General features: G+C 37.8%; 14 protein-coding genes. 6 read left to right on the forward strand and 8 right to left on the reverse strand.

The features are described from left to right. Positions 1-353: 353 nt before the first annotated feature. On the forward strand, positions 354-2,282 hold the full coding sequence (gene gyrB, locus KV40_RS05900; protein WP_036478880.1) for a DNA topoisomerase (ATP-hydrolyzing) subunit B: 1,929 nt from the start codon (positions 354-356) through the stop codon (positions 2,280-2,282). A gap of 290 nt (positions 2,283-2,572) precedes the next feature. On the opposite strand, the gene pssD is transcribed toward gyrB, so the two are convergent. From pssD to KV40_RS05930, 6 genes are all read right to left on the reverse strand, one after another. Then, positions 2,573-3,016: a PssD/Cps14F family polysaccharide biosynthesis glycosyltransferase gene (gene pssD, locus KV40_RS05905; protein ID WP_036478881.1), complete on the reverse strand. Its 444-nt coding sequence runs from the start codon at positions 3,014-3,016 to the stop codon at positions 2,573-2,575. Positions 3,017-3,197: 181 nt separating this feature from the next. Then, the gene (locus KV40_RS05910) at positions 3,198-3,731 is read right to left on the reverse strand and encodes a PleD family two-component system response regulator (RefSeq protein ID WP_052055401.1); all 534 of its coding nucleotides are present in this window, start codon (positions 3,729-3,731) and stop codon (positions 3,198-3,200) included. Positions 3,732-3,866: 135 nt separating this feature from the next. Then, positions 3,867-4,901: a glycosyltransferase gene (locus tag KV40_RS05915; RefSeq protein ID WP_036478883.1), complete on the reverse strand. Its 1,035-nt coding sequence runs from the start codon at positions 4,899-4,901 to the stop codon at positions 3,867-3,869. A gap of 346 nt (positions 4,902-5,247) precedes the next feature. Next, a complete protein-coding gene (locus KV40_RS31895) occupies positions 5,248-6,237 on the reverse strand; it encodes a DUF6262 family protein (protein ID WP_156113960.1) in 990 nt (329 codons plus the stop codon). Further along, a complete protein-coding gene (locus KV40_RS05925; protein ID WP_036478885.1) occupies positions 6,230-7,687 on the reverse strand; it encodes a site-specific integrase in 1,458 nt (485 codons plus the stop codon). The genes KV40_RS31895 and KV40_RS05925 overlap by 8 nt, the downstream gene beginning before the upstream one ends. Then, on the reverse strand, positions 7,665-8,774 hold the full coding sequence (locus KV40_RS05930; protein ID WP_036478887.1) for a tyrosine-type recombinase/integrase: 1,110 nt from the start codon (positions 8,772-8,774) through the stop codon (positions 7,665-7,667). The genes KV40_RS05925 and KV40_RS05930 overlap by 23 nt, the downstream gene beginning before the upstream one ends. Positions 8,775-9,019: 245 nt before the next feature. On the opposite strand from KV40_RS05930, the gene KV40_RS05935 reads away from it, so the two are divergent. From KV40_RS05935 to KV40_RS05945, 3 genes are read left to right on the forward strand one after another with little or no spacing between them, the layout of a single operon-like run. After that, a complete protein-coding gene (locus KV40_RS05935) occupies positions 9,020-12,538 on the forward strand; it encodes an ATP-binding protein (RefSeq protein ID WP_172657237.1) in 3,519 nt (1,172 codons plus the stop codon). Beyond that, positions 12,531-13,448 carry a PleD family two-component system response regulator gene (locus KV40_RS05940; protein WP_052055404.1) on the forward strand — a complete coding sequence of 306 codons (918 nt, stop codon included), beginning with the start codon at positions 12,531-12,533 and terminating at the stop codon, positions 13,446-13,448. The genes KV40_RS05935 and KV40_RS05940 overlap by 8 nt, the downstream gene beginning before the upstream one ends. A 34-nt stretch (positions 13,449-13,482) precedes the next feature. After that, positions 13,483-15,774, forward strand: a complete 2,292-nt coding sequence (locus tag KV40_RS05945; RefSeq protein ID WP_036478888.1) for an NACHT domain-containing NTPase — start codon at positions 13,483-13,485, stop codon at positions 15,772-15,774. 350 nt (positions 15,775-16,124) lie between these two features. Here the strand turns inward: KV40_RS05945 and KV40_RS31900 are convergent, their stop codons facing one another. Then, complete coding sequence (locus KV40_RS31900; RefSeq protein WP_052055405.1) at positions 16,125-16,832, reverse strand: helix-turn-helix domain-containing protein; 708 nt, start codon at positions 16,830-16,832, stop codon at positions 16,125-16,127. Positions 16,833-17,239: 407 nt separating this feature from the next. On the opposite strand from KV40_RS31900, the gene KV40_RS05955 reads away from it, so the two are divergent. Then, the gene (locus tag KV40_RS05955) at positions 17,240-18,151 is read left to right on the forward strand and encodes an iron-containing redox enzyme family protein (protein ID WP_216595543.1); all 912 of its coding nucleotides are present in this window, start codon (positions 17,240-17,242) and stop codon (positions 18,149-18,151) included. 77 nt (positions 18,152-18,228) lie between these two features. Then, positions 18,229-18,522: a hypothetical protein gene (locus KV40_RS05960; protein ID WP_036478889.1), complete on the forward strand. Its 294-nt coding sequence runs from the start codon at positions 18,229-18,231 to the stop codon at positions 18,520-18,522. 132 nt (positions 18,523-18,654) lie between these two features. Here KV40_RS05960 and KV40_RS05965 read toward each other — a convergent pair whose 3' ends face one another. Next, positions 18,655-22,239 (reverse strand): NB-ARC domain-containing protein, encoded by a 3,585-nt coding sequence (locus tag KV40_RS05965; RefSeq protein ID WP_036478891.1) that lies wholly within the window; start codon positions 22,237-22,239, stop codon positions 18,655-18,657. Positions 22,240-22,252 lie beyond the last annotated feature (13 nt).

The raw sequence follows: 22,252 nt of genomic DNA on the forward strand, positions 1-22,252 counted from the left end.
TATTTTAATATACAATTAGGCTTTGTATTTGTAAAAAATACTACACCTAAATTATTGATAAAAACCTGGCTATAATCTTGATTGCAATAGCCAGGTTTTTTGTTTTGATGATAAACTTCAATCGAGACTAAGCAAGAGATAGAGCGCGAGATGCACCACCCAATGTGAAACCTAAATAATTGAAGTAGGAAACACCAAAGATAGAATCTAACAGATTAAGGGGGGTATATCCCAAAATAAACATCTTTTCAGAATAGTCTAAGGCGGTCTATAAAGCTTTTATGTTAAAATTTTTGAGTATTTTATTATAATGTGACAAAAATCGAGCTTAGAGCCTTTTTTGGAGACACTACATGACTAGCAGTTACGGTGCAGATCAAATTCAAGTTTTAGAGGGTTTAGAAGCAGTACGCAAGCGTCCGGGGATGTATATTGGTTCTACAGGACCAAAGGGACTGCATCATTTAGTATATGAGGTGGTAGATAACTCAATTGACGAAGCACTAGCTGGTTATTGCACTCATATAGAAATTGAAATTCACCAAGATGGTTCGGTTTCCGTTACTGATGATGGTAGGGGAATACCTACAGGTATTCATACCAAAACTGGTAAGTCAGCTTTAGAAACAGTAATGACAGTATTGCACGCTGGAGGCAAATTTGGCGGTGGCGGTTATAAAGTTTCTGGAGGGTTACACGGAGTTGGTGTATCGGTAGTTAATGCCCTTTCTGAATGGGTAGAGGTAACAGTCTGGCGAGAGAAAAAAATCCACATTCAACGTTACGCAAGAGGTATCGCCCAAGGAGAGCTAGAAGTAAAGCCCAACAAGCAAAATCCCCAACAGTCGGGGACTTCGGTAAGGTTTTTACCAGACAGTACGGTTTTTACTGAAACTACTGCCTTTGAATATGAAATTATAGCAAAGCGAGTAAAAGAGTTAGCTTATCTTAATGCAGGCATTAAAATTTCCTTTACCGACTATCGAGAGGAAGAAATTCGCCAAGATGTATTTTGTTATGAAGGTGGAATTAAAGAATATGTCACCTACATGACAAGGGAAAAACAACCCCTACACGAAGACATTATTTATGTTGCAGGAGAAAAAAACGGCGTAAACGTTGAAGTTGCTTTGCAATGGTGTGTAGATGCCTTTAGCGATAACTTATTAGGTTTTGCTAACAATATTCGGACTATTGATGGTGGTACTCACTTAGAAGGGTTAAAAACCGTTCTCACCAGAACCATGAATAGTTATGCTCGCAAGCGCAACAAAATTAAAGACAGCGAGTCTAACTTAGGCGGTGAAAATATTCGAGAAGGTTTAACGGGAGTAATTTCGGTTAAGGTTCCAGAACCAGAGTTTGAAGGACAGACTAAAACTAAATTAGGCAACACAGAGGTTAGAGGAATTGTTGACTCTTTAGTAGGTGAAGTTTTAAACGACTATTTAGACTTCAATGTAAGTGTTGGCGATGCCATTATTGAAAAAGCAGTACAGGCTTTTAAAGCTGCCGAAGCAGCCAGACGCGCTAGAGAATTAGTCCGCCGCAAGTCGGTTTTAGAATCTTCTCCTCTCCCTGGTAAGTTAGCCGACTGTAGTTCGCGCGATCCTCAAGAATCAGAAATTTTTCTCGTTGAAGGCGATAGTGCTGGCGGCTCTGCAAAACAAGGTAGATCGCGGCAGTTTCAGGCAATTTTGCCCTTGAGAGGTAAGATTATTAATATCGAAAAGACCGATGATGCCAAGATTTATAAGAATAACGAAATTCAGTCGATGATTACTGCTTTGGGACTGGGTATTAAAGGTGAAGAATTCGATCCTTCTCAATTACGCTATCATCGCATAGTAATTATGACTGATGCTGACGTAGACGGGGCGCACATTAGAACACTGCTGTTAACTTTCTTTTATCGCTATCAACGGGAATTAGTAGACCAAGGCTATGTCTATATTGCCTGTCCGCCACTATACAAACTAGAACGAGGGCGCAGTCATTACTATTGCTACAGCGATCGCGATTTACAACAGCGCATTAGCGAATTACCTTCAAATGCCAACTACACCATTCAAAGATTTAAGGGTTTGGGTGAAATGATGCCCCAGCAGCTATGGGATACCACGATGAACCCCGAAACGCGAATGATGAAGCAGGTAGAAATTGAAGATGCTGCCGAAGCTGATAAAATGTTTACCGTGTTGATGGGCGATCGCGTCGCACCCAGACGGGAATTTATCGAAACCCACGCACCTAAGTTAGATCTTGACGATTTAGATATTTAATGTGTGTCGGTTTAAGCATATCGTGAAATATTAAACTAAAACGTGAAATATTTAAGCATATGCTGAAACTTATTTACTCATAAGCTTAAAATGTTTTTACGCAATTTTTCCCACCGCAGAAGTGAGGTATCTAACTGGCGATCGTGAGGTCGCGACTAGCAACGCAGCCTGCGCCAGCAGGCTGCGTTACTAATAAAGCGATCGGACACAATACTGAATAAATGGATGAAGCAACATTGAAAGCGTTTAAGTTATCAACATTGTTCAATCAAATTGTGATTGTACAGGTACTAAATACGAATTAATTTGGCTTTAGAATATTTAGTTGTTAATTGTTCCCACTGCACATAAACTACATCGAGAAACGGTAGAACTAATCTAGCCGATAAACTAAGTTCTTTAACTCTAGTAAAAGATTCGACAAAAACCGTTTTAGTGCCAGCTAACTTTGCCAAAATGATGAAAGGAACAGACACACCAGCACCAGTAGTTAAAACTAACTGAGGACGTTCTTGCCAAATAACTTGCCAGGCTAGGATAAAATTGCGTATTAAATTAGGTACATTGCGATTGGTAGGACTATAAGCCCAATAGACTTTTTTATCTTTTAAAATTAGTTCGGTAGAATCCGTGCGGAAAGTTACCCAGCAACAATCGTGTTTTCTCCAGAAATAAGATAATTTTTGTATTGCTTGAAAGTGACCGCCTGTAGAACTAATAAGTAAAATTTTCATGTTTGTCTCTTTGTTTGATTCCCGATTGCTTTTAGTGTCTCTCGCTGCTGTGTGCGATCGTGTTCGTTAAAATGTTTGACTTATGAAAATTATGTATAACTTTTGCTACAAAAATAGCAAACCTTACGTTAGTAGAAGACGCAAGGGAATGCTTGTCAAGACAGAGTTAAATTTAATTATTTTAGATTCTAGGAAGGCTTAAACTTAATGTTTTTTGCATTTTGCCTTGAGTTTTGTTGAGATGACAGTGGACTGTATCATCCAATTTTTCTTTGAGGGAGTTAATTTCTGCAAATTGTTCTTTTAGTTGATTGCTTTTGGAGTGATTGAGAGTAAGTTTTTTGATCTTTTGAGGTAAACTAGCCCAGTCTAAAGGTTTGACTAAATAGTCAGTAATTCCTACATCAAAACTACGATAGAGAGAATCGCGATCGCTTAGAGCGGTCATCATAAAAATTGGCGGACAATAGATACCAAAAATACTTTTAAGTTTGAGCGCGCAAGCAAAACCATCCATACCAGGCATTACAGCATCGAGTAAAATTAAATCGGGTTTTTGTTGCTGACAAATACTCAAACAGGCTTCTGCACTATCGGCTTCTAAAACAGAATAACCTTGAAGATCCAAAATTCCAGCAGCAGTCATACGGATGCTAGCATCATCATCAACAATAAGAATTAGTTGGTTTAAAGCGTTAGTGTTGTTATTGGACATGGTTTGAATTTCTCCAGGTAAAAATTATATTTTGCAGAACTAAACTAAATTTCAGGTTCGATTGTTTTTAGTATTACTTATTGACTTATAAGATCGCGTCGGTTTTGTTGTCTGAGTTGTGTATAACTTTGAGCATTAAACGTACTTAACTGCAAAGCGATCGCGCAAGATATGAAGTTGATGAACGATTCCAGTTAATTTTAGAGCTAAATTCTCGCAGCCTCGATAGAAAGATAGAGGTAAAAGTTTAAGCAAGTAGGCAGCAAATAAGGTTTGTAAAGTGCGATTGGGTTCGCCTAAAACAATTTGCCAGTGCGTAGCTAAAGCACGATGGGTTAACTTGACTGCCATGTCGCCATTTTTGAGTCGTACTGCCCGCCGAGCGAGATAGCGAAGTTGATAGGCTCTAGCAGGATTTTCCCAGGCAGCGAGTAGTTGGGGAGAGCGATCGCGATGCTTGGTAATCATTTGCTCCCAAGAATCGAACTGTTTGAACAGATTGGCAGAAAGTCCCTCACCGTTGACGCGATAGAGAGTTAGAGCTTCGGGAAGACCTTCAATTTTCCAAGAAGTTTCTGCTGCAATTCTCAACCAGCATTCAATATCTTCTGACTGACGAAAGTTTTCATCGAAGTAAAAGTTTTCTACTTCTCCATGTAGATTATCTTGAAAACAAATTTCCTCAAACACTTCCCGACGAATTACTGGTGCAGAACCATTGCCAACGGGATTGCGACAGAGAAGGTGAGAAGGAGTAATATTTTGTAATTTGGGCATTTGGTAAATACCTAACGACTGTCCCTGACTGTCGATAAATTCAGAACGGCTAAAACTTACTCCCACTTGAGGCAAAGATTCTAAATGTTTTACGTGTCGTGCTAGTTTTTCGGGTAGCCAAAGATCGTCTGAGTCGAGAAAAGCTAAATAGTTACCTTGAGCGTGGCGAATTCCAGTATTTCTCGCTCCCGCTAAACCGCGATTTTTTTGACTAATGATTTTAATTCGAGGATCGCTATAGCCTTGGCAGATTTCCACGCTGCGATCGGGTGATTCATCGTCGATAATTAATAGTTCAAAATGAGGATAGGTTTGATTTAAAACCGAGTTAATAGTTTGGGCGATATAGTTTTCGACATTGTAAACGGGAACGATTACCGAAACTAGCTTCATTGTGCTACCTCAATATTTAAATTTGCGATTAAATACAGTATTGCTGCCTTATGTTTGCGATCGCGTCAGCGTTAAATTGCATTTGGTATAAGTTTTTGTATAACTTTTAGAAAATGTTGGAGTTTTTAGTTTTTCGCTCTAGTGGTCTGCCCATTAATTAATGATGGGTAATATTTTCCCAATCCCTTAGTCCTCTTAGTCAGACGCTGGAGCGTCTCGCCTTGCCCTTGGCAAGTCGGCAGCCTCCAGTTATCTCGTCTATAACCTACACAACACAAGCCAGATAAAGGGTTAATGTTGTGTATGGCTTCTACAACAAGATTGTGATTCACAGGGCGATCGGTAGCTAACGTCCATTTCTTTGCTGTAAATATTCTAACGTCCATCCTTTTTCAATCATCTTTTCTAGAGGTGTCCAGTCGCCAGTAGTTTCTAGCACTTGGATGCCTTTTTTAGTGCTTTGACTAGCTCGAACAATACCTTGTTCTTTTGCTAGATTAAACCACTCTGAAAAGGTATCGTTGATTTGACTAAGTTGTCTATCTTCTTCAGTTAGATTGGGTATCCAATTTTCTTCTAATGCCGTTCTTAATAATCCAGCTTTTGATTTAACTTTTTTGTCAGTAGATAAATATTCTTCTACTGCCCCGATAGCATTATCTACTTGCTGTTGAGTTTTAGTGATAATAATTTTCTTCAATGTAGCGTTGAGTCTGACACCTAGCTCTGACAACTTAGTTCTTAGTTCATCACTAATTTCCTGTAACTTATCCGACTGTTTTATTTTGGAAGTAATAGAAGTAACCTTGGGATTATTTTCTACTAGCTGTGATTTACAGTTATCTAACCTGCTTCTAGTTTTTGCAAGCTCTGATTTTAATTGCTTTATTTCTTCAGCTTGTCTAGCAGTTTGATTATTAACACGGTCGAACAAATCTAGCTTGATACCAATTTGGTATAACTCGCCAGTCATCTTTTCATTTTGCTTTTTTAGCTCTTTCTTTTCCCACTCTAGGTTGTTAATACGTTCTCGTAGCTGCTTAATAATTACCTGCTTGGATTTTTCTGAAGCGGTTTGAGGTCTAGTTAACTTCCTGGCGTGTTTTAGCTGTTGGTCGCGAATATCTTGAATGCGCTCTTTTAGTTCGTCATATTTGTAGAGATAGCTGACGCTTACGTTAGCAATTCTAGCAACTGCACCAAAAGAAATTCTTTCGTTATTCTGTAACAGTTTAGATATAGCTTTTTCGGTGCGGTCGAAACAATCTTGTTTTCTCTGCTGCTGAACTGCATCTAACCTAGCTACTCTCTGCTCCTTACCATTCATTTTACTCATTACCTCCAGTAACAATATCTTTGTCGCCAGACTCCAAGGTGCTGATAATTTTATGTAAGTTATCTCTAACTTTAGTATTCATTTCTGCATGACGTTTCCAGCCTTTTTCCTTAGCGTTTTTAACAAGTTTTTCTGTTTCTTCTAGCTGTGCTTTATGCTGGTCTAAAAACTCAAGTGTTGTCCTAAAATCTCCACAGGTAAGACAAGCATTAGCATGAGGGCATTCACCTAATACAACTGATCTGGCGCAAGAACCATTAGGTAATGATTGTGCTAAAACTTTTTTCTTAAGAAGATGTAAGTCTAAGTTATTATCTAATTCTGGTGTTGTAGATTTGACTAATTCGCCAGCGACATTAACTACTCTATTGTCGTGATATTTAGCTATTTCTTTCTTTAAAGTTTGGTCATGAAGATGGGCATAAACTGATGTCATCTTTGGAGATTCGTGACCTAAATAGCGTTGAATAATGTGTTGGGGAACGCCATTGTTAATCATGCGTGTACCAACAGTATGTCGAAACTGATGAGATTGAAAATTCCAAACTTTACCAGAACTATCACAAATATTTTGTTTTTCTGCTAGTTTTTTTAAATAAACAGCAAAGTTTTTGGGTGTCATTACTTTTGCTTCGGGATTAAAATCGGAGCTACTACCTCTTTTCCTGCCACAGAAAAGATATTCAAAGTCTGAGTTAAAATTTTTCTTGATATATTCCTGCTGCTCTTGAATTACTCGTGCTAGCTCATGAGAAATAGGTTTTTTATCTTCCTTTTTCATTTTGAAGTTGCAGTGTTCAATAAACCAATAACCTGTGTTGTCTTGACGCAAGCAATTGATTTTTAAAGACACAAGCTCTCCGACTCTAAAACCACACTCTTGAATTACCAAGATCATTCTCATGACTGGAGGAGGTAATTTATCCAAATGTTTGTTTAGTTGAGACATTACATCTTCAGGTATGTATCTGGGAATTGGCTTTTTTCTTTTTGGATAATCATTTTCATGAATTACGTAAGGAGGAATATAAAACCATTTATTTTCTGTCCACACCTTAAAACTTTCATTTAAATAACTGATGTGCTTGCCTCTTGTTCTTGCCGATAATTTTATACTGGACAAATAAAAACAAAAATTTATAATCAAGGCTCTATCAATGTTTATTGCTTCTGTAGTTTTGTATTCATTTGCAACAAACATTGATAATTTATTGAAAGTGCTTATGTACTCTCGTAAAGTTCCTATTTTTTTATTAATAGAAAAATACTTTATTGTTTTTTTTGCTAATTCTTTAAGCCATTGTTGCTGAATCAAAGAAAAATTCAATTTTCTTTTTTCATTGTTATATTCATAAACTTGCAAATTTAGATTTTTATAATCCCAAAGATCTTTATCAAAAAAAGCGGGATTTTGTGAATTATTATACTCAACTTTTAATGACTGATTCATTTATTTTTCTTTGCTCCAAATATTTTTGATATTCTGCTTTTAAATCATCATCAATCAGATGAACATAGGTATTGACCGTAGTTTGAATATCGCTATGTCCTAATCGCTTTTGTACATAACTTATGTCCCACCCAGATCTGACTAAATTAGTTGCGTGGCTGTGTCTCAGTAAGTGTGCAGTAGCATAAATACCAGTCTTTTTTCTTAGGCGACGAAACAAGCTATCTACTGCCGAATAAGTTAATGGTGTTCCTGGTTGTACTTTGTGACTCCAAATAGAAACAAATACATAATCTGAGTCAACATCTTCTGGATATTCATCAATTAAATAGTCAGAAAAAAACCGCATTAGTTCCTTGTTGACGTGAATTATTCTATCTCCACTTTTAGCTCTAGCATTATTGAAATTATCGAGTCTATTTTTTACATGGATCTCATTCGTTCCTCCTGTAACAAAATCTTCCAATCTAAGCCCTAATGCCTCCCCAATACGCATTCCTGTTTCGTAAAGCAAACAAATTAAAAACTTGTCTCTAGTGTGCTTACAAGCGTCAATTAATTTTTTTACTTCATCATCGTTGAGGCAACCAGGGAAAGTTTTAGGTTCTTTAACTTTGAGTAATTTGGCTTTAACTTGATTGCCTTTACTGATGTGATGTAGAAAAGGTTTGAACTTGCTTCCTTTTTGGGTTACGTAGCGATAGTTTTCTATACCCTCAGTCGTTCCTAAACGCTCATGAAACTCGTAGAAAGAAGCGACAGTAGTAAGAGCATGGTTAATAGTTTTTTCCGACCTCTGTGACTCTTGTGGTCGGATTGGGATTGTTCCTGGCTGTGGGTTTCTAAGCCAGTGGATAAACTCTGCTCTTTGTTCTAAGTTGACTGTTTTCCAGTCTAAGGAGTTTTCTTTGAGGTATTCAAAGTAGAGCTTCAGATTCCGAGCATAGCTAGAGATAGTGTTAGGTGAACGTTCTAGGCTGTCGAGGTAGCGTAAATACTTTGATATTGGTTCGACGGGTAGATAGTTATCGTCCAGCACTAACCAGATTGTCTTGCCGTTATCTAATTGCCCTTTCTGTGTCTTCATGCAAATATAATACATGATGTGTAAATACTAAAGCAAGCTATTATATAACAGTTTAAAATAGAGCCTTTCGGCTCTTGTTGTTGTTGTCATGGAATATAATTATTTAATCAGAGATAACTCCAGGCTGCGTCTCCCAGTCTGCCCAAACCACTCAATTTAGAGTTGACAGACTGCTAGCTTACTGGTCAATTTGCCAGAGAGAGATTACAAAGGAAATAAATTAGCTCAAATTAATGGCAAACTCGATGTCAGCACTAGAACTACAAAAGATTCGTCATTTACTAGTGGCAGAAGACGAACGGGGAAAAAAAACTTATCGCTTAGAAGCTGAAACTTATTCACTCGGTCGAGATCCGATTAATTCCATTGTGCTTCAAGGCTCGTCGATTTCTCGTCAACATGCGACAATTTTACGCATTACTGTTCCAGAGAGCGATCGCTATTTTTTTCGCATTATTGATGGCAGTCTCAACGGTAAAAGAAGTACTAACGGCATTTCAATCAATGGTACAAAATGTCTTTCTCACGACCTCAAACACGGAGATACGATTGCATTTAGCAGTAAAATTCGAGCTAAGTACTATGCTTTTTCTAATCTGTCAGATTCTGAATATTCCCAATTTGCTCGAACAGATGATGTTTCTGGTTTTTTAGCCCTTCCAGGTAAATCTTTTAAAACTTTTATTGCTCCAGAAGATAGTTTTAAAGGTGCTAACGATCTCGCTCTAGCGCGTTTGGCTTCCTTTCCCGAGCTAATTCCCACTCCAATTATCGAGCTTGACTTAACTGGAAAAATTACCTATTTAAATCCTGCAGCACTTCGTCAATTTGCTCAATTAAAAGAACTAGGTACAAAACATCCAATCTTATTAGAATTTCCCAACATAGTTCACCAGCGAACGGAAAATACTTTTGCGCGAGAAATTAGTTTAAACAATGCCGTATACGAGCAATCGATACATTATCTTCCTCAAAGCGACTTAGTTAGAATTTTTATTAACGACATTACCGAACGTAAGAGAGCAGAAACTGAAAAAGAACAGCGCGATCGCCTGTTGCAACGGGTAATTTTAAATCAAAATATTGACTTTCTACAGCGTCTTCAGCATTTACTGAAAATAGGATGTGAATACTTCGGGCTAGAAGTTGGTCTGGTAAGCAAAATCGAGCGCGGTCGCTTGGAACGACAAGCTATTTTTTACAACAATAAGCTACAAACCACTTTAGATATTACCGATTTTCCTCAAGAAATCGATTGGCAACTCTGGCAAAAAACCCTGGCAACCGAGCAACCAATTTATTTAGACTGGAATGTAAAATTTACGACTTTAAATACTTTGGAAGCCTTAAAAACTTATTTTGGTATAAGTATTTTAGTATCGGGAGAAGTTTACGGTCTTCTTGGTTTTTTTAGTGGCGCGCCACGTCAGTACACTGCTACCTACGCAGAACAAAAACTGATCGAGCTAATGACTCAATGGTTGGGTAGTGAAATCGAACGCCAACAGATTCAAAATAGCCTCGAACGACAATATTCAAAAACAGTTTTGCTTAGAGAGATTACAGAAGAAATTCGTCAAAGCCTAGATGTCAAACAAATCGTTCAAACCACAGCAAATCGAGTTGGTGAGGCTTTTGGTGTCAATCGCTGTGTAATTCATCGTTTTGTAGATGGTTCGCCCCCACAAATTCCTTGCGTTGCTGAATATTCAAATTACGATACTCTTTCGATGCTCGATATAGAAATTCCGATGGAGAATAATCCTCACGCTCAAAGATTGCTGGAGCGAGAGCGAGCAGTTGTTAGCCACAATGTCTTTATGGATCCTCTGCTTCAGCCTACTGCTGAAATTTGTCAGCAACTACAAATTAAATCGATCCTAGCAGTCCGTACTTCCTATAAAGGACAAATTAACGGCATAATTGCCCTACATCAAAGCGATCGCCAGCGTAACTGGAAACCAGAAGAAATCGAACTATTAGAAGCGGTAGCCGCTCAAGTAGGAATTGGTTTGGGGCAAGCAGAATTGTTAGAACAAGAAACTCTAAGTAAAGTTGCTCTAGCTCAAAAAAATCAAGAATTGAATGTTGCCAAACAAGCAGCAGAAGCAGCTAATAAAGCAAAGAGTCAGTTTCTCGCTACTATGAGCCACGAACTGAGAACTCCAATGAATGCAGTTATTGGCATGACAGGTTTGTTATTAGATACTCAATTGAATTTTCAGCAGAAGTATTTTACCGAAACTATTCGCAGAAGTGGTGAAACATTACTGGCTCTAATCAATGATATTCTCGATTTTTCCAAGATTGAAGCGGAAAAAATGACTTTAGAGCAATATCCCTTCAATTTGTGTTCTTGTCTGCGGGATGCTTTAGATTTGGTACGACCTCAAGCTAATGCTAAGGGAGTGAAATTAGTCTACCAAATTGACGAAATTCTTCCCTCTAATGTTGTTGGAGACATAGCTAGATTGAGACAGGTTTTAATGAATTTACTGGCTAATGCGGTGAAATTTACCGAACGAGGTTATGTGAGCGTTTCTATAAAGGGAAATTTGTCAACAAAGCAGCAAAATACCTATCAAATTCAATTTGCGGTTCGAGATACTGGCATTGGAATTCTGCCTGAAAAACAAAAGCTTCTGTTCAAGCCGTTTAGTCAGGTAGATGCTTCAGTAAATCGTAAATATGGCGGCACGGGATTGGGATTGGCAATTTGTAAACAGATAGTTGAGTTAATGGGTGGCAGCATTTGGGTTGAAAGTCATGGTTGTGTAACTGGCGTTCCACCAGGTGATTGGAAACTCACTACTGCTGAAGACACGGTTGGTACGAATTTTTATTTTACAATTGTAGTCCAAGAAGCTTCGGGGCATTCTTTACCTGAGAGTAACGTTAGTAGTAAAGAACCTTCTCTTGCAGAGGCTCCAAAAGAGCGCAAACCTCTGAGAATTTTATTAGCCGAAGATAATAGCGTCAACCAGAGAGTTGCTTTACTAATTTTAGAAAAATTGGGTTATCGAGCCGATATTGTTAGCAATGGTTTAGAAGCAGTTAATGCAGTGCAAGCAGTGCCTTATGACTTAATATTTATGGACATGGAAATGCCAGAAATGGATGGAATTACGGCGACAAAAAGGATACTGTCTCACAATTTAACTATTAAAACGCCTCATATTATAGGTTTGACCGCTTATGCCATGTCGGAAGATCGCGATCGCTGCTTGCAAGCAGGCATGACAGATTTTTTAACCAAACCAATTCGTATCGAAGATTTAGCTAGAGCATTACAAAAAATAGCCAACCTTATAGACTCGGAGGCTAATGCCAAAGGTAACTCTAATTCTTTTGAAGCCAATGTAGTAACTCGATCGCCAGTACCCGAAACCATCTCTCCTGTTTCAGAAGCCAAACAATCAGTTCTCGATGTGAGCGTTTTGAACTCACTGCGCCAGCTAGCTGGAGCCAAAGCTCAAACTTTGTTGACTAATATTATCAATCAATATCTAGAAGACAGTCCTGGCAGACTTCAAGCGATCGCCAAAGCCCTGGAGGAGAAAGATGCCGAGGCACTCCGTAAAGCCGCTCACGGTCTGCGCTCTAGCAGTGCCAATTTAGGAGCGGTCGGTATTGCCGAATGCTGCAAAAGTATAGAAAATCTAGCTCGTACTGGAAAAATACCCGAAGAAGGGGTAATAACACAGTTAGAAACCGAATACCAACAAGCAAAAATAGCCCTGCAAGAGGAATGCCAACATGACTGAAAAAAACGATAATACCGAGCAAATGCCTTTGGTTCTTATCGTCGACGACGATCGCACAATGCGTGCTTTGCTTAATTTGGGAATGGAAGAAGAGGGTTATCGCATAGTAGAGGCTAAAAATGGCGAACAGTGTCTTTCAGAGTACGTACATCTTCAACCAGACCTGATTTTATTAGATGCAGTGATGCCAGATCTCGATGGTTTTACCTGCTGTCAAAAGATTCGTAGTTTACCAGGAGGCGATCGCGTTCCGATTCTCATAATTACGGTACTCGACGATCGAGAATCTATCGAGCGTGCTTTTCAAGCAGGAGCAACCGACTATATCACCAAACCTATTAATTGGGAAGTAATGGCGCGGCGAGTCGATCGTTTGTTAAGCACCAATCAAGCTAGTCTAGAATTAGCAGCAGTTAAAGAACAACTAAAGCAGCAGCAGGCTTGGGAAGAATTGATTAGAAAGATTTTACAGCAGTTGGCTCAAGGCAATTTAGTTGAAGATTCAATTAAGCAGGTTCTGTCGCTGATTCGCAATTGGAGTCAAGCCTCAAGGGTGTTGCTATATATAGCGGCAACCAAAAATTGCTTTGAATCGCTCGCAGTTGGTACTCCTTCAATAACAGAATTTTCTGCTCTAGACTTTAATTTATTGAGTGAATATGGGGAACAATATCATCAAGGAAAAATAGTTGTCATCGAAGATATTGCTGGAGCCAACTTACCATCTGCTGCGATCGCCAGATTCGAGCAGCTTAACACTCAAGCGTTATCTATCGTACCGCTAAGGAATGGTACTAGCCTTTTAGGCTTGCTTTCGCTCCATTCTTCTGAGAGGTTTTCTCAATGGCAAAAGCTAACCGTTAACAGGTTTATAGATCTAGGACGACTATTGACGATCGAGCTTGAATAAACCATCGATGTTGTTTACACTCAATCATTAAACTATGGCAAAGCGATCGCTCAAAGCATCTAACTTCGGAATTGATAAAGCCAAACGAGCTTTTGAGCGCCTTGGCTGGACACAAGAATATCTAGCCGCAGAAGTGGGTTTATCGACTCGCCAGTCAGTTTGGAAGTTCTTTACGGGTAAACCTATCGAACGCCACATCTTTATCGATCTTTGTTTTCAGCTAGATTTGGATTGGGAGGATGTTGCTGATTTACCGCATAAAAATAAGCCTTTAGCTGAAGAACGACCGAAACAACCCTCAACTTCCTCAAATTACCAAGAATTAGTTACTGTAGCGCGATCGCAGGTTAGAGGACAAATTGAAGCTCAGTGTGGTACGCTGCAATCTTTTTTTGAATTTGCCCAACCCTTACCCCTGAAAGATATTTATACCAACCAAAACTTCCTCACCCGCCTGAGCAATCAACGCTGGTTAGAAGTATCGGATTTGCAAAGTTCGAGCCAACGCAGTTTGGGATTTTCCGATCCAGACAGACAGACAATTCCCGCTCTCGATGCCGTTAACACTCACGATAAGTTGATGTTGTTGGGTAAGCCAGGTGCTGGTAAAACAACATTTTTGCAGCATTTGGCATTGGAGTGTATTCGAGGTAATTTTAAAGCTGACTGTATTCCCGTCTTTATTTTTTTGAGAACTTTTGCCGTCCAAGCTAAAGAATGTCAGGATTTTAGCTTGCTTGGTTACTTGGAACGTTTCTGGCGTAATTATAATCTTACTTCAGAACAAATAGTTACCTTACTGCAACAAGGGAAAGTATTACTGCTTCTCGATGGGTTGGACGAAATTCCTCAAGAATACGAGCAGGAAATTGTTCGGCAAATTCAGCAATTTTCTCAACTTTACTATCAAAATCGTGCGCTCGTCACCTGTCGCTTAGCAGGACAACAATATCGCTTCAACGGCTTTACTTATGTCGAATTAGCAGATTTCAATCCCACACAAGTACAAGCCTTTGCTAAAAGATGGTTTGTTGCCACTGCTAGAGATTCTGAAACTGGACTTACTAAGGCTAACCAGTTTTTAGAACAATTACAACACAAAGGCAATCAACCAATTCGGGAACTGGTCACTACTCCAATTCTGCTCAACTTAATTTGTTCTGTATTTCAAGAGCGGTTATCTTTTCCCAGCAAACGAGAAAGATTATATCAAGAGGGATTGGATATTTTACTAGTGCGTTGGGATCGTTCTAGAGGCATCGAGCGCGATCGCATCTACCGCAATCTTACTTTACCAGATAAAATTAAACTTCTCAGTCATATTGCTGCGGTCAATTTCGAGCGGGGTAACTACTTTTTTGAAAAAGAGCAGTTGTTACAAATTATTGCCGACTATTTAGCAACTGTATCCGATGCTTCGGGCGATCCAGAAACGCTGCGCTTAGATAGTGAAGCTATTCTCAGAGCGATCGAAGTTCAGCATGGGTTACTAGTTGAAAGAGCCAGGGGTATTTACTCATTTTCTCACCTAACTTTTCAAGAGTATCTTACCGCCAGAAAAATAGTTTCTAGTCCAAATTGCGAAGAATTAAATAGTTATCTACAGCAGCTGGCAACCCAAATTTCTAATCCTCAATGGCGCGAAGTTATTCTCTTGACTGCCAGTATGTTACCCAATGCCGATTACTTAGTACGGCAACTCAAACAGCAAGTCGATCTAATTTTGGCAGCAGTTCCTCAATTACAAGAGTTTCTCCAGTTTATCGATCGCAAAGCAAAAGCCTTATCCGTACCTTATAAACCAGCAGCAGTAAGAGCTTTTTATTTTAGTTTGTTTCACAACCGCGATCTCAACCTGGCTATTGCTCTCGATTCCCAATTGGCTGGCGAACTGGCAAACGATTTGGCTTTAGATTTAGCTTTGGAAAGAGCTTTTGCAATCGCTCTATCTTTGGCTGAAAATCCCGACATCAAACAAATTCTCAATTTTAGTTTTGCCCTGGAGTTTGAGTCTAGTTGTTCTCTCTCGGCAGACATGAAACAGGCACTTGACTCTCTCAAACAACAACTTCCCGATCCTGCTGAAGGTAAAAACTATCTTTTAACCTGGTGGTCGAATAATGGTTGCGATTGGCTGCAACATTTTCGTAGCGTAATTAATGAATATCGTTATTGGGGTATCGATTGGAATTTCGATCGCGATTCACAAGAATGGTTGCAAAAATATTACCTTGCCAACCAATTTTTACTTGAGTGCCTCGATAGCAAGTTTAATTTGTCTCGTTCGACTCAAAAAGCAATTGAAGATAAATTTCTAGTTGTTTGAGTTGTAATGGCAAAGAGCAAAATTTATTTATGATGATAGAGTCAGTAATTTAGATGTTGTAACTATGAGCGATCGCCCTTCCGATCGCCAAACTTTAATTCTAGTCTAAGAGAGCAAAAAAGAAGATAGCAAGTAAATCTTCAATTAACGTAATTGAAGTAAAAGCTAAATTAATATAACTCCTTTTAGAAAACACATTGCTACAGCCAAGTAAATTAACTAGTAGCATTAAAAAACTGAAAAAATTCGAAGGTGAAACAACTTGATTCAAATCGTGTGCTATTTTCGCAATAACTACGGCAAAGATAAGATCCCCAAAAAGCTCCAGTCATGTTGCATATCGTTCTGTTTCACTTTCTTTGCTGATTTGTAAAGCAAGGGACTGCTACCAACTTCTTATTTTGTTTGTCATTTAAACTTAAAAATATTTGTAGTGAGCCATCGTAACTTTGATAAATAAAACCCTTAAAACCCTGTTCGATACTATCTAGGTTGAATATCTCATCATTAGCAGTGTTGTTATATAAAATTTCAGCTATTTCTCGTAGGCAATTTTTTAACTTTTGTGCTTCTGTTGGTGTGAAATTACTGAATTTCTGTCGATCTACCTGTGCGAGGATATCGTTGCGACTTTGACTTGCCATTCGCCAAGCGTGAGGAGTAGAGTTATGACTCCGCAGAAATAAGCGACTGAAATGACGGCGATCGAAGTATCCCACTGCTTCAGTAATTTGTTCTATTGACTGGTTAGTTTTTAGTAGCAACATACGCGCTTCTGCCATTCGACGTTCTGTAATCCAGGTGAGTACAGTTTTTCCAGTCTTTCTTCGTACTAAATCTGTTAGATATGCAGGTGAACGTTTTACTTCTTCAGCTACTTCACGAAGACCGATCCGCTCTTGATAGTTCTCCTCAATAAAATTGAATACTTTGCTTAGAACTGGATTTGAAGGTTGCGATTGCAGTAATATTTGTTCGATTTTTACCAGCATATTTGTGTCAGCAAAGGAATTGAATTTTTCAATATTGCTATAGTCAATCGAACGAGCAAAATTCATGAAAATATACTCATTTACAAAATTGTGAAATTAAAAACAATTTGAATAACTGTTGAAAATAACTTCTGCTATCTTTATTGTGCTATTTATAACTATTTTTTATCCAGACAAGATAAGAAAGTTGATAAAACAACTTAGCTGGATGGCTCGTACTGGTTGTATACTTAAAGTATAAACAAATGATTAAGAATGAAAACAAATAATTTAAAAGATAATAACTTTTCTTATCTTTCTTATCTTGCGTAGATATTTTTTAAAAGTATCGAGAATATATACTTATTAGAATACAAAAATTTTACTTTGCACACTGCGAAGTTTTTTTCTAATACTGAATCAGTAAGTTTTACACTCTCTGAATTTATCAACTTCATTTGATACATTTTTTTTGTAACACTCTAAATACAAATATGGTAGAAAAAACTGAAGCAAGTGTTGATTCCAAAGTTGAAGAAAAAGAAACTGTATTATTGGAGCAAATTCAACAAAACAATTCAAAATTAGAATGGGTGAAGCTTGCGCCCAATAAAATAATATTGGCAACCGCCGAACGGGTTTGGATATATCGACCCGCTTTTGACAAAAGTAGCAATTTTATTGCTCTGTCGTCAAATAATTCAAGTAGTATCGCGACAACAAAAAATCTTCTCGATACTGCGATTGTGCTTGGCAAACGTGCGGCTAATTCGAGCCAAAAACTTCCTATTCTAACTCCTGCAACATGGATTTGGAGTTTAGCAAGTCAATATCATCTCTCTCACTTCACGCCACAATTAATGAAAGAAGCATCGCGAATTTTTTCTATTCAGGGACGCGAACTTTTAGCGGAATGGGCAGCACAAAAAGCTGTCGAAGAATCAGGACACGACCGACTTGCCCTGCTCGATATTCAGTCTCTAGGATATGAAGCTGAAGCTGTAGTAAAAGCTTTTGTTCCACCATCAGCCAAAACTCTATCAGATTACTTTATTCTAAATGTGCAAACTTTAGATCCAATTGGTTGTGTGGGATATTCATATACGTTAGAACGTATTGCGCTTGTAATTGGCGAAAAACATATTGCAGCCGTACAGGCGCGAATGCCATTAGATACTAACGCCACTCGCTGTTTGCGGGTTCACAGTTCTATTGGCAGCGATGCAGAACATGTTGAAGAAACAATTGAACTAGTTGCAGGACTAACTTTGGAAGAACGCAACCAAGTTGCGATCGCCTGCTATGAGACAGCCAAGATATATTTCAGTTCGATAGAGAACGATTATCCATCCGAAGAAGAACTTCAGCGACAATTAGCAACTTTGAAATCGAGCAGGCTTCAGTAGAAATAATCTGAAAAACACAAACTAGTAACAAGGTCTAAAAAACTTTACCCAGACAACAACTATCTAAGGAGAATATTATGAAATTTCCCAAAAGCAACAGAAAACAATCTTTTAGTCTTCTAACTCTATTGAGTTCTTGCGCTATTATCTTATCTTTAGAAGCACTTCCAATTAAGTCATCGTCTAAAAATGAGTCTTTTGAGCCTGCAATTGAGCAACACTTAGAAAATCAAAAAAGCCCAAATTCTATTGATTTTGTTGGCAAAGACAGCGATAAACTTATAGAAGAAATTGAGTTTGACAAAGAATGGAAAGATCTTTTAAATAAAGATGAAACCGAGCATGAAGTTTTAATGGCTAGAGCTATTTAGTGACTTTTAATATCTTTAGCACTTTGCTTAAATTTTTTGAGCAAACTTAAGGATCTACTGGTCAGGACTTAATTAAGTATCAATTGGTTTACTAATTAATACAGTTTTTGTGAACATTCAAAGAAATAAAAATTAAGTCAAGTCAACGATGCCTAGTTTTTTTAAACCTAATATAGTTGACTCTGATAAACCAGTAGATCTTTCTAGATTTAGCCCTTTGTATAACCCTTCTATTTTCAATATTTTATAACAGTTCCCAGTTTCGATATTCCAAAGCCTAATTGTTTCGTCTTCGCTCCCACTGGCTATAATTTTGCTATCCGAACAAAAGGCAACCGACCATATATAGCCGTTTTTGTGTCCTAAAAAAGTGTTGATTAATTTATGGCTGTTAACATCCCAGAGCTTGATAGTACAATCTTGACTGCTCGCAGCGAGTTTGTGACCATCTTTACTAAAAGCTATTGAAAGTAACCAGCCAGTAGGTAGTCTCAGATTTTTCTTGCATTCACCAGTTTTAATATTCCAGAGTTTTATAGTTTCATCTGGGCTCGAACTCGCTAAAGTTTTACCATCTGGACTAAAAGCAATTGACCAAACCCATGTTTCATGCTCTGCTAATGTTTTCAAACATCTACCAGTATTAACGTCCCACAATTTAATTGTTCGATCGAACGAACCGCTCGCCAAAGTTTTACCATCTGGGCTAAAGGCAATTGACCAAATTGCTCCATTATGTTCTGTTAAAGTTTTTAGAACTTGACCACTATTGGTATCCCAAAGCTTTAATAAATTATCTTCTCCACTACTTGCAAAAATCTTACCGTTGGGACTGAAAGCTACCGATCTAACCGAAGAATTATGTCCCTCAAATGTTTTCAAGCATTGCTTGGTATTAATATCCCATAATTTGATAGTTTTGTCTTCACTACCACTTATTAAGCGATCTCCCTGTGGACTAAAAGCTATAGAGTAAACCCAATTAGAATGTCCCTGAAGTATTTTAATACATTCGCCAGTATTAATATCCCATAATCTAATTGTTCGATCTTGACTACCACTTGCTAACTTTTTTCTGTCTGGACTAAAACAAACTGACAAAATTTGATTAGAATACCCTTGAAAAGTTTTTATATATTTATTTTTATTAAGATTTAATAATTTGACTGTTTGGTCGCGACTACCACTAGCTAAGATATTTCCTTCTGGATTGAAAGCTACAGAAAATACCCAATTAGAATGCTCTTGAAAAGTATAGATACATTTCCCTGTATTGGTACTCCATATTTTTACTGTTTGGTCGTGACTACCACTAGCTACAATGTCTCCTTTTGAGCTAAAGGCTACAGAAAATACTCTATTTGAATGTCCATCTAGAGTTCTAAGGCATTCACTAGTGTTAGCATTCCATATTTTAATTGTGCGATCGTCGCTGCCACTTACTAAAATTTGATTGTCACGGCTAAAAGCAATTGAACGAACTCCATCGCTATGTCCTTGAAATATTTTCAGACATTTACCAGTATTAATATCCCATAATCTAATTGTGCGGTCATCACTTCCACTAGCTAGCCTATTGCCATCAAAACAAAAAGCAATAGATGTAACCCAGCTTGTATGTTCTTGAAAAACTTTTATACATTCGGTCGTGCTAGTTTTCCATATTCTAATTGTGCAGTCATCACTACCGCTTGCTAGCATCTCGCCATTAGGGCTAAAAACAACAGACCAAACTTCACCTCGATTTTCTTCTAAAGTTTTGAGACATTCACCAGTTTTAATATTCCATAACTTTACGTTACTATCACTACTGCCACTAGCAAGCAACATATTATTGGGACTGAAATTAAGCGATGTTACCCAGCTCGTATGACCTCGGAATGTATTTAAGGGGCGACTATCTGCAACTCTCCATAAATGAATATCGCCGTTGCTATCCCCGGCAGCTAAAATTTCTCCATCAGGACTAAAAGCAACAGATATTATTCCACCAAAAGTTTCACAAAAAACAGTTTTAGAGAGATCGGAATATTGAAAATTTACATCATGTAGGCATATATTCTGTAAATCTGCTTGCCAGATACACAAATTCGAGAAATCATAGCCTTTTAAATCCGTTCCTAAATGACAAAATAAATTAATAATATTTCCTGCTGTATATCCTGGTTCGAGTGGCGATATTTCTTGTGTGGTTGTTATAATTTGCTTGAGTTGATTTTCAAAATTTTTTTTACCTTTCAAAATATTTAATAAGTTATTGATAACGGGCTGAAGAATAAGTCTTATTTGCGTATTTTTAATATAGTCTTTAGCGGTTGCTTTAACTAGAGCATGAAAACGAAATAGCTCTATTTTAGAATAGACAATTTCTCCGCACACACTTTCAATTAACTTGCCAGTTACATACTCCATTACCACTGACTGTAAGGTAAAGCTAAACTCAGCGTTCGGTTCAATTTCCCTGGATTCTGTTTTATCGATCAAACATCGCCTTGACAATGATTCTAAACCTTCAATCAAAGTTGATATAGAAACAGAATCAACTAAATCTTCTTGTATTTGAGATAGCGTTATCGGCTCTCGATTAATCGCTAACCAGTACATAATCTTTTTTTCAATATCTATTAAACGATTAAATTGCCGATCTAAAAGATCGCGAACATCACCGAAAATAGCTATATTTTGTTGGAGAAATTCAGAAATTTTTCCTCCAAATAAATCGCGAATAGTTGTCCCTATTATTTTCAAAGCTAAAGCATTACCGCTATAATGAGAAACTAGTTTTGCTATTTCTCTTTGCGAGCCAGAAAGTCCCTTGTTTTTAAGAATCTTTTCTGCTTCTTTTTCATCAAAACCATGTAGCTGTAAAGATCTAACTGGTAGTTTTTCTCCTTCTAGGGTGCATACTTGTTTGGGCTTTTCTCGCGACGTTAATAGTAAGCAGCTTTGGTGTGTTGATTCTGCCGTTCGTTGAAATAATCGCTCGTATTCTTTATATTCTTCTTCGCAAATCCCCGCTCGACTACTGTTACATAAAATCGATTCTACATTATCAAGTATTATCAAACAGCGCGATGAACGCAAGCATTCAATTAACAAAGATAGTTTTTGATTTAAGTTTTCTGGCAATTCGTTTTCGATATCTTGCTTATCACATAAAAATTGAATTATATTGTTTAAAATTTCCTGTATAGGCGGAGCGTCTCTAAGCGATCGCCAGATAAGATAATCGTATTTATCTTTAATTTGTTCGGCTAGTTTGACTGATAAAGCTGTTTTACCAATTCCACCCATTCCGATGATAGTTATCAATCGACAGTTATCTTCTAACAACCATTTATTTAATGTAGCCAACTCCAAACTTCGTCCATGGAAACTAGTTACGTCAATAGCTTCGCCCCAATCAATACGTTTTATGGTAAGCCTGCGCTCGATGGTTTTAGTCGATTTTGGTGAAGTATAATCGCTTGATTCTAATTCTAAGTTTAATGTTGAAAATAAAGTTGCGATCGAGCGTTTATCTACTCCACAATCGCGTGTCAGTATTTTTCTGAGAGTAGCAGTAGTTAGTCCGGCGCGATCGCCTAACTCTTCTAAAGTAATTTTATATCCTTGATTATCTCTAAATTCCCAATCTGTTTTGGCTTTTTGAATTTTTTGCCAACCATTATGTGTTAGTACAATACCACGACTACGTTTAATTTTTTTAGAGTTCATTTATAATTACTTA

The organism is Myxosarcina sp. GI1, assembly GCF_000756305.1.
In the GTDB taxonomy this organism is placed as follows: Bacteria; Cyanobacteriota; Cyanobacteriia; order Cyanobacteriales; family Xenococcaceae; genus Myxosarcina.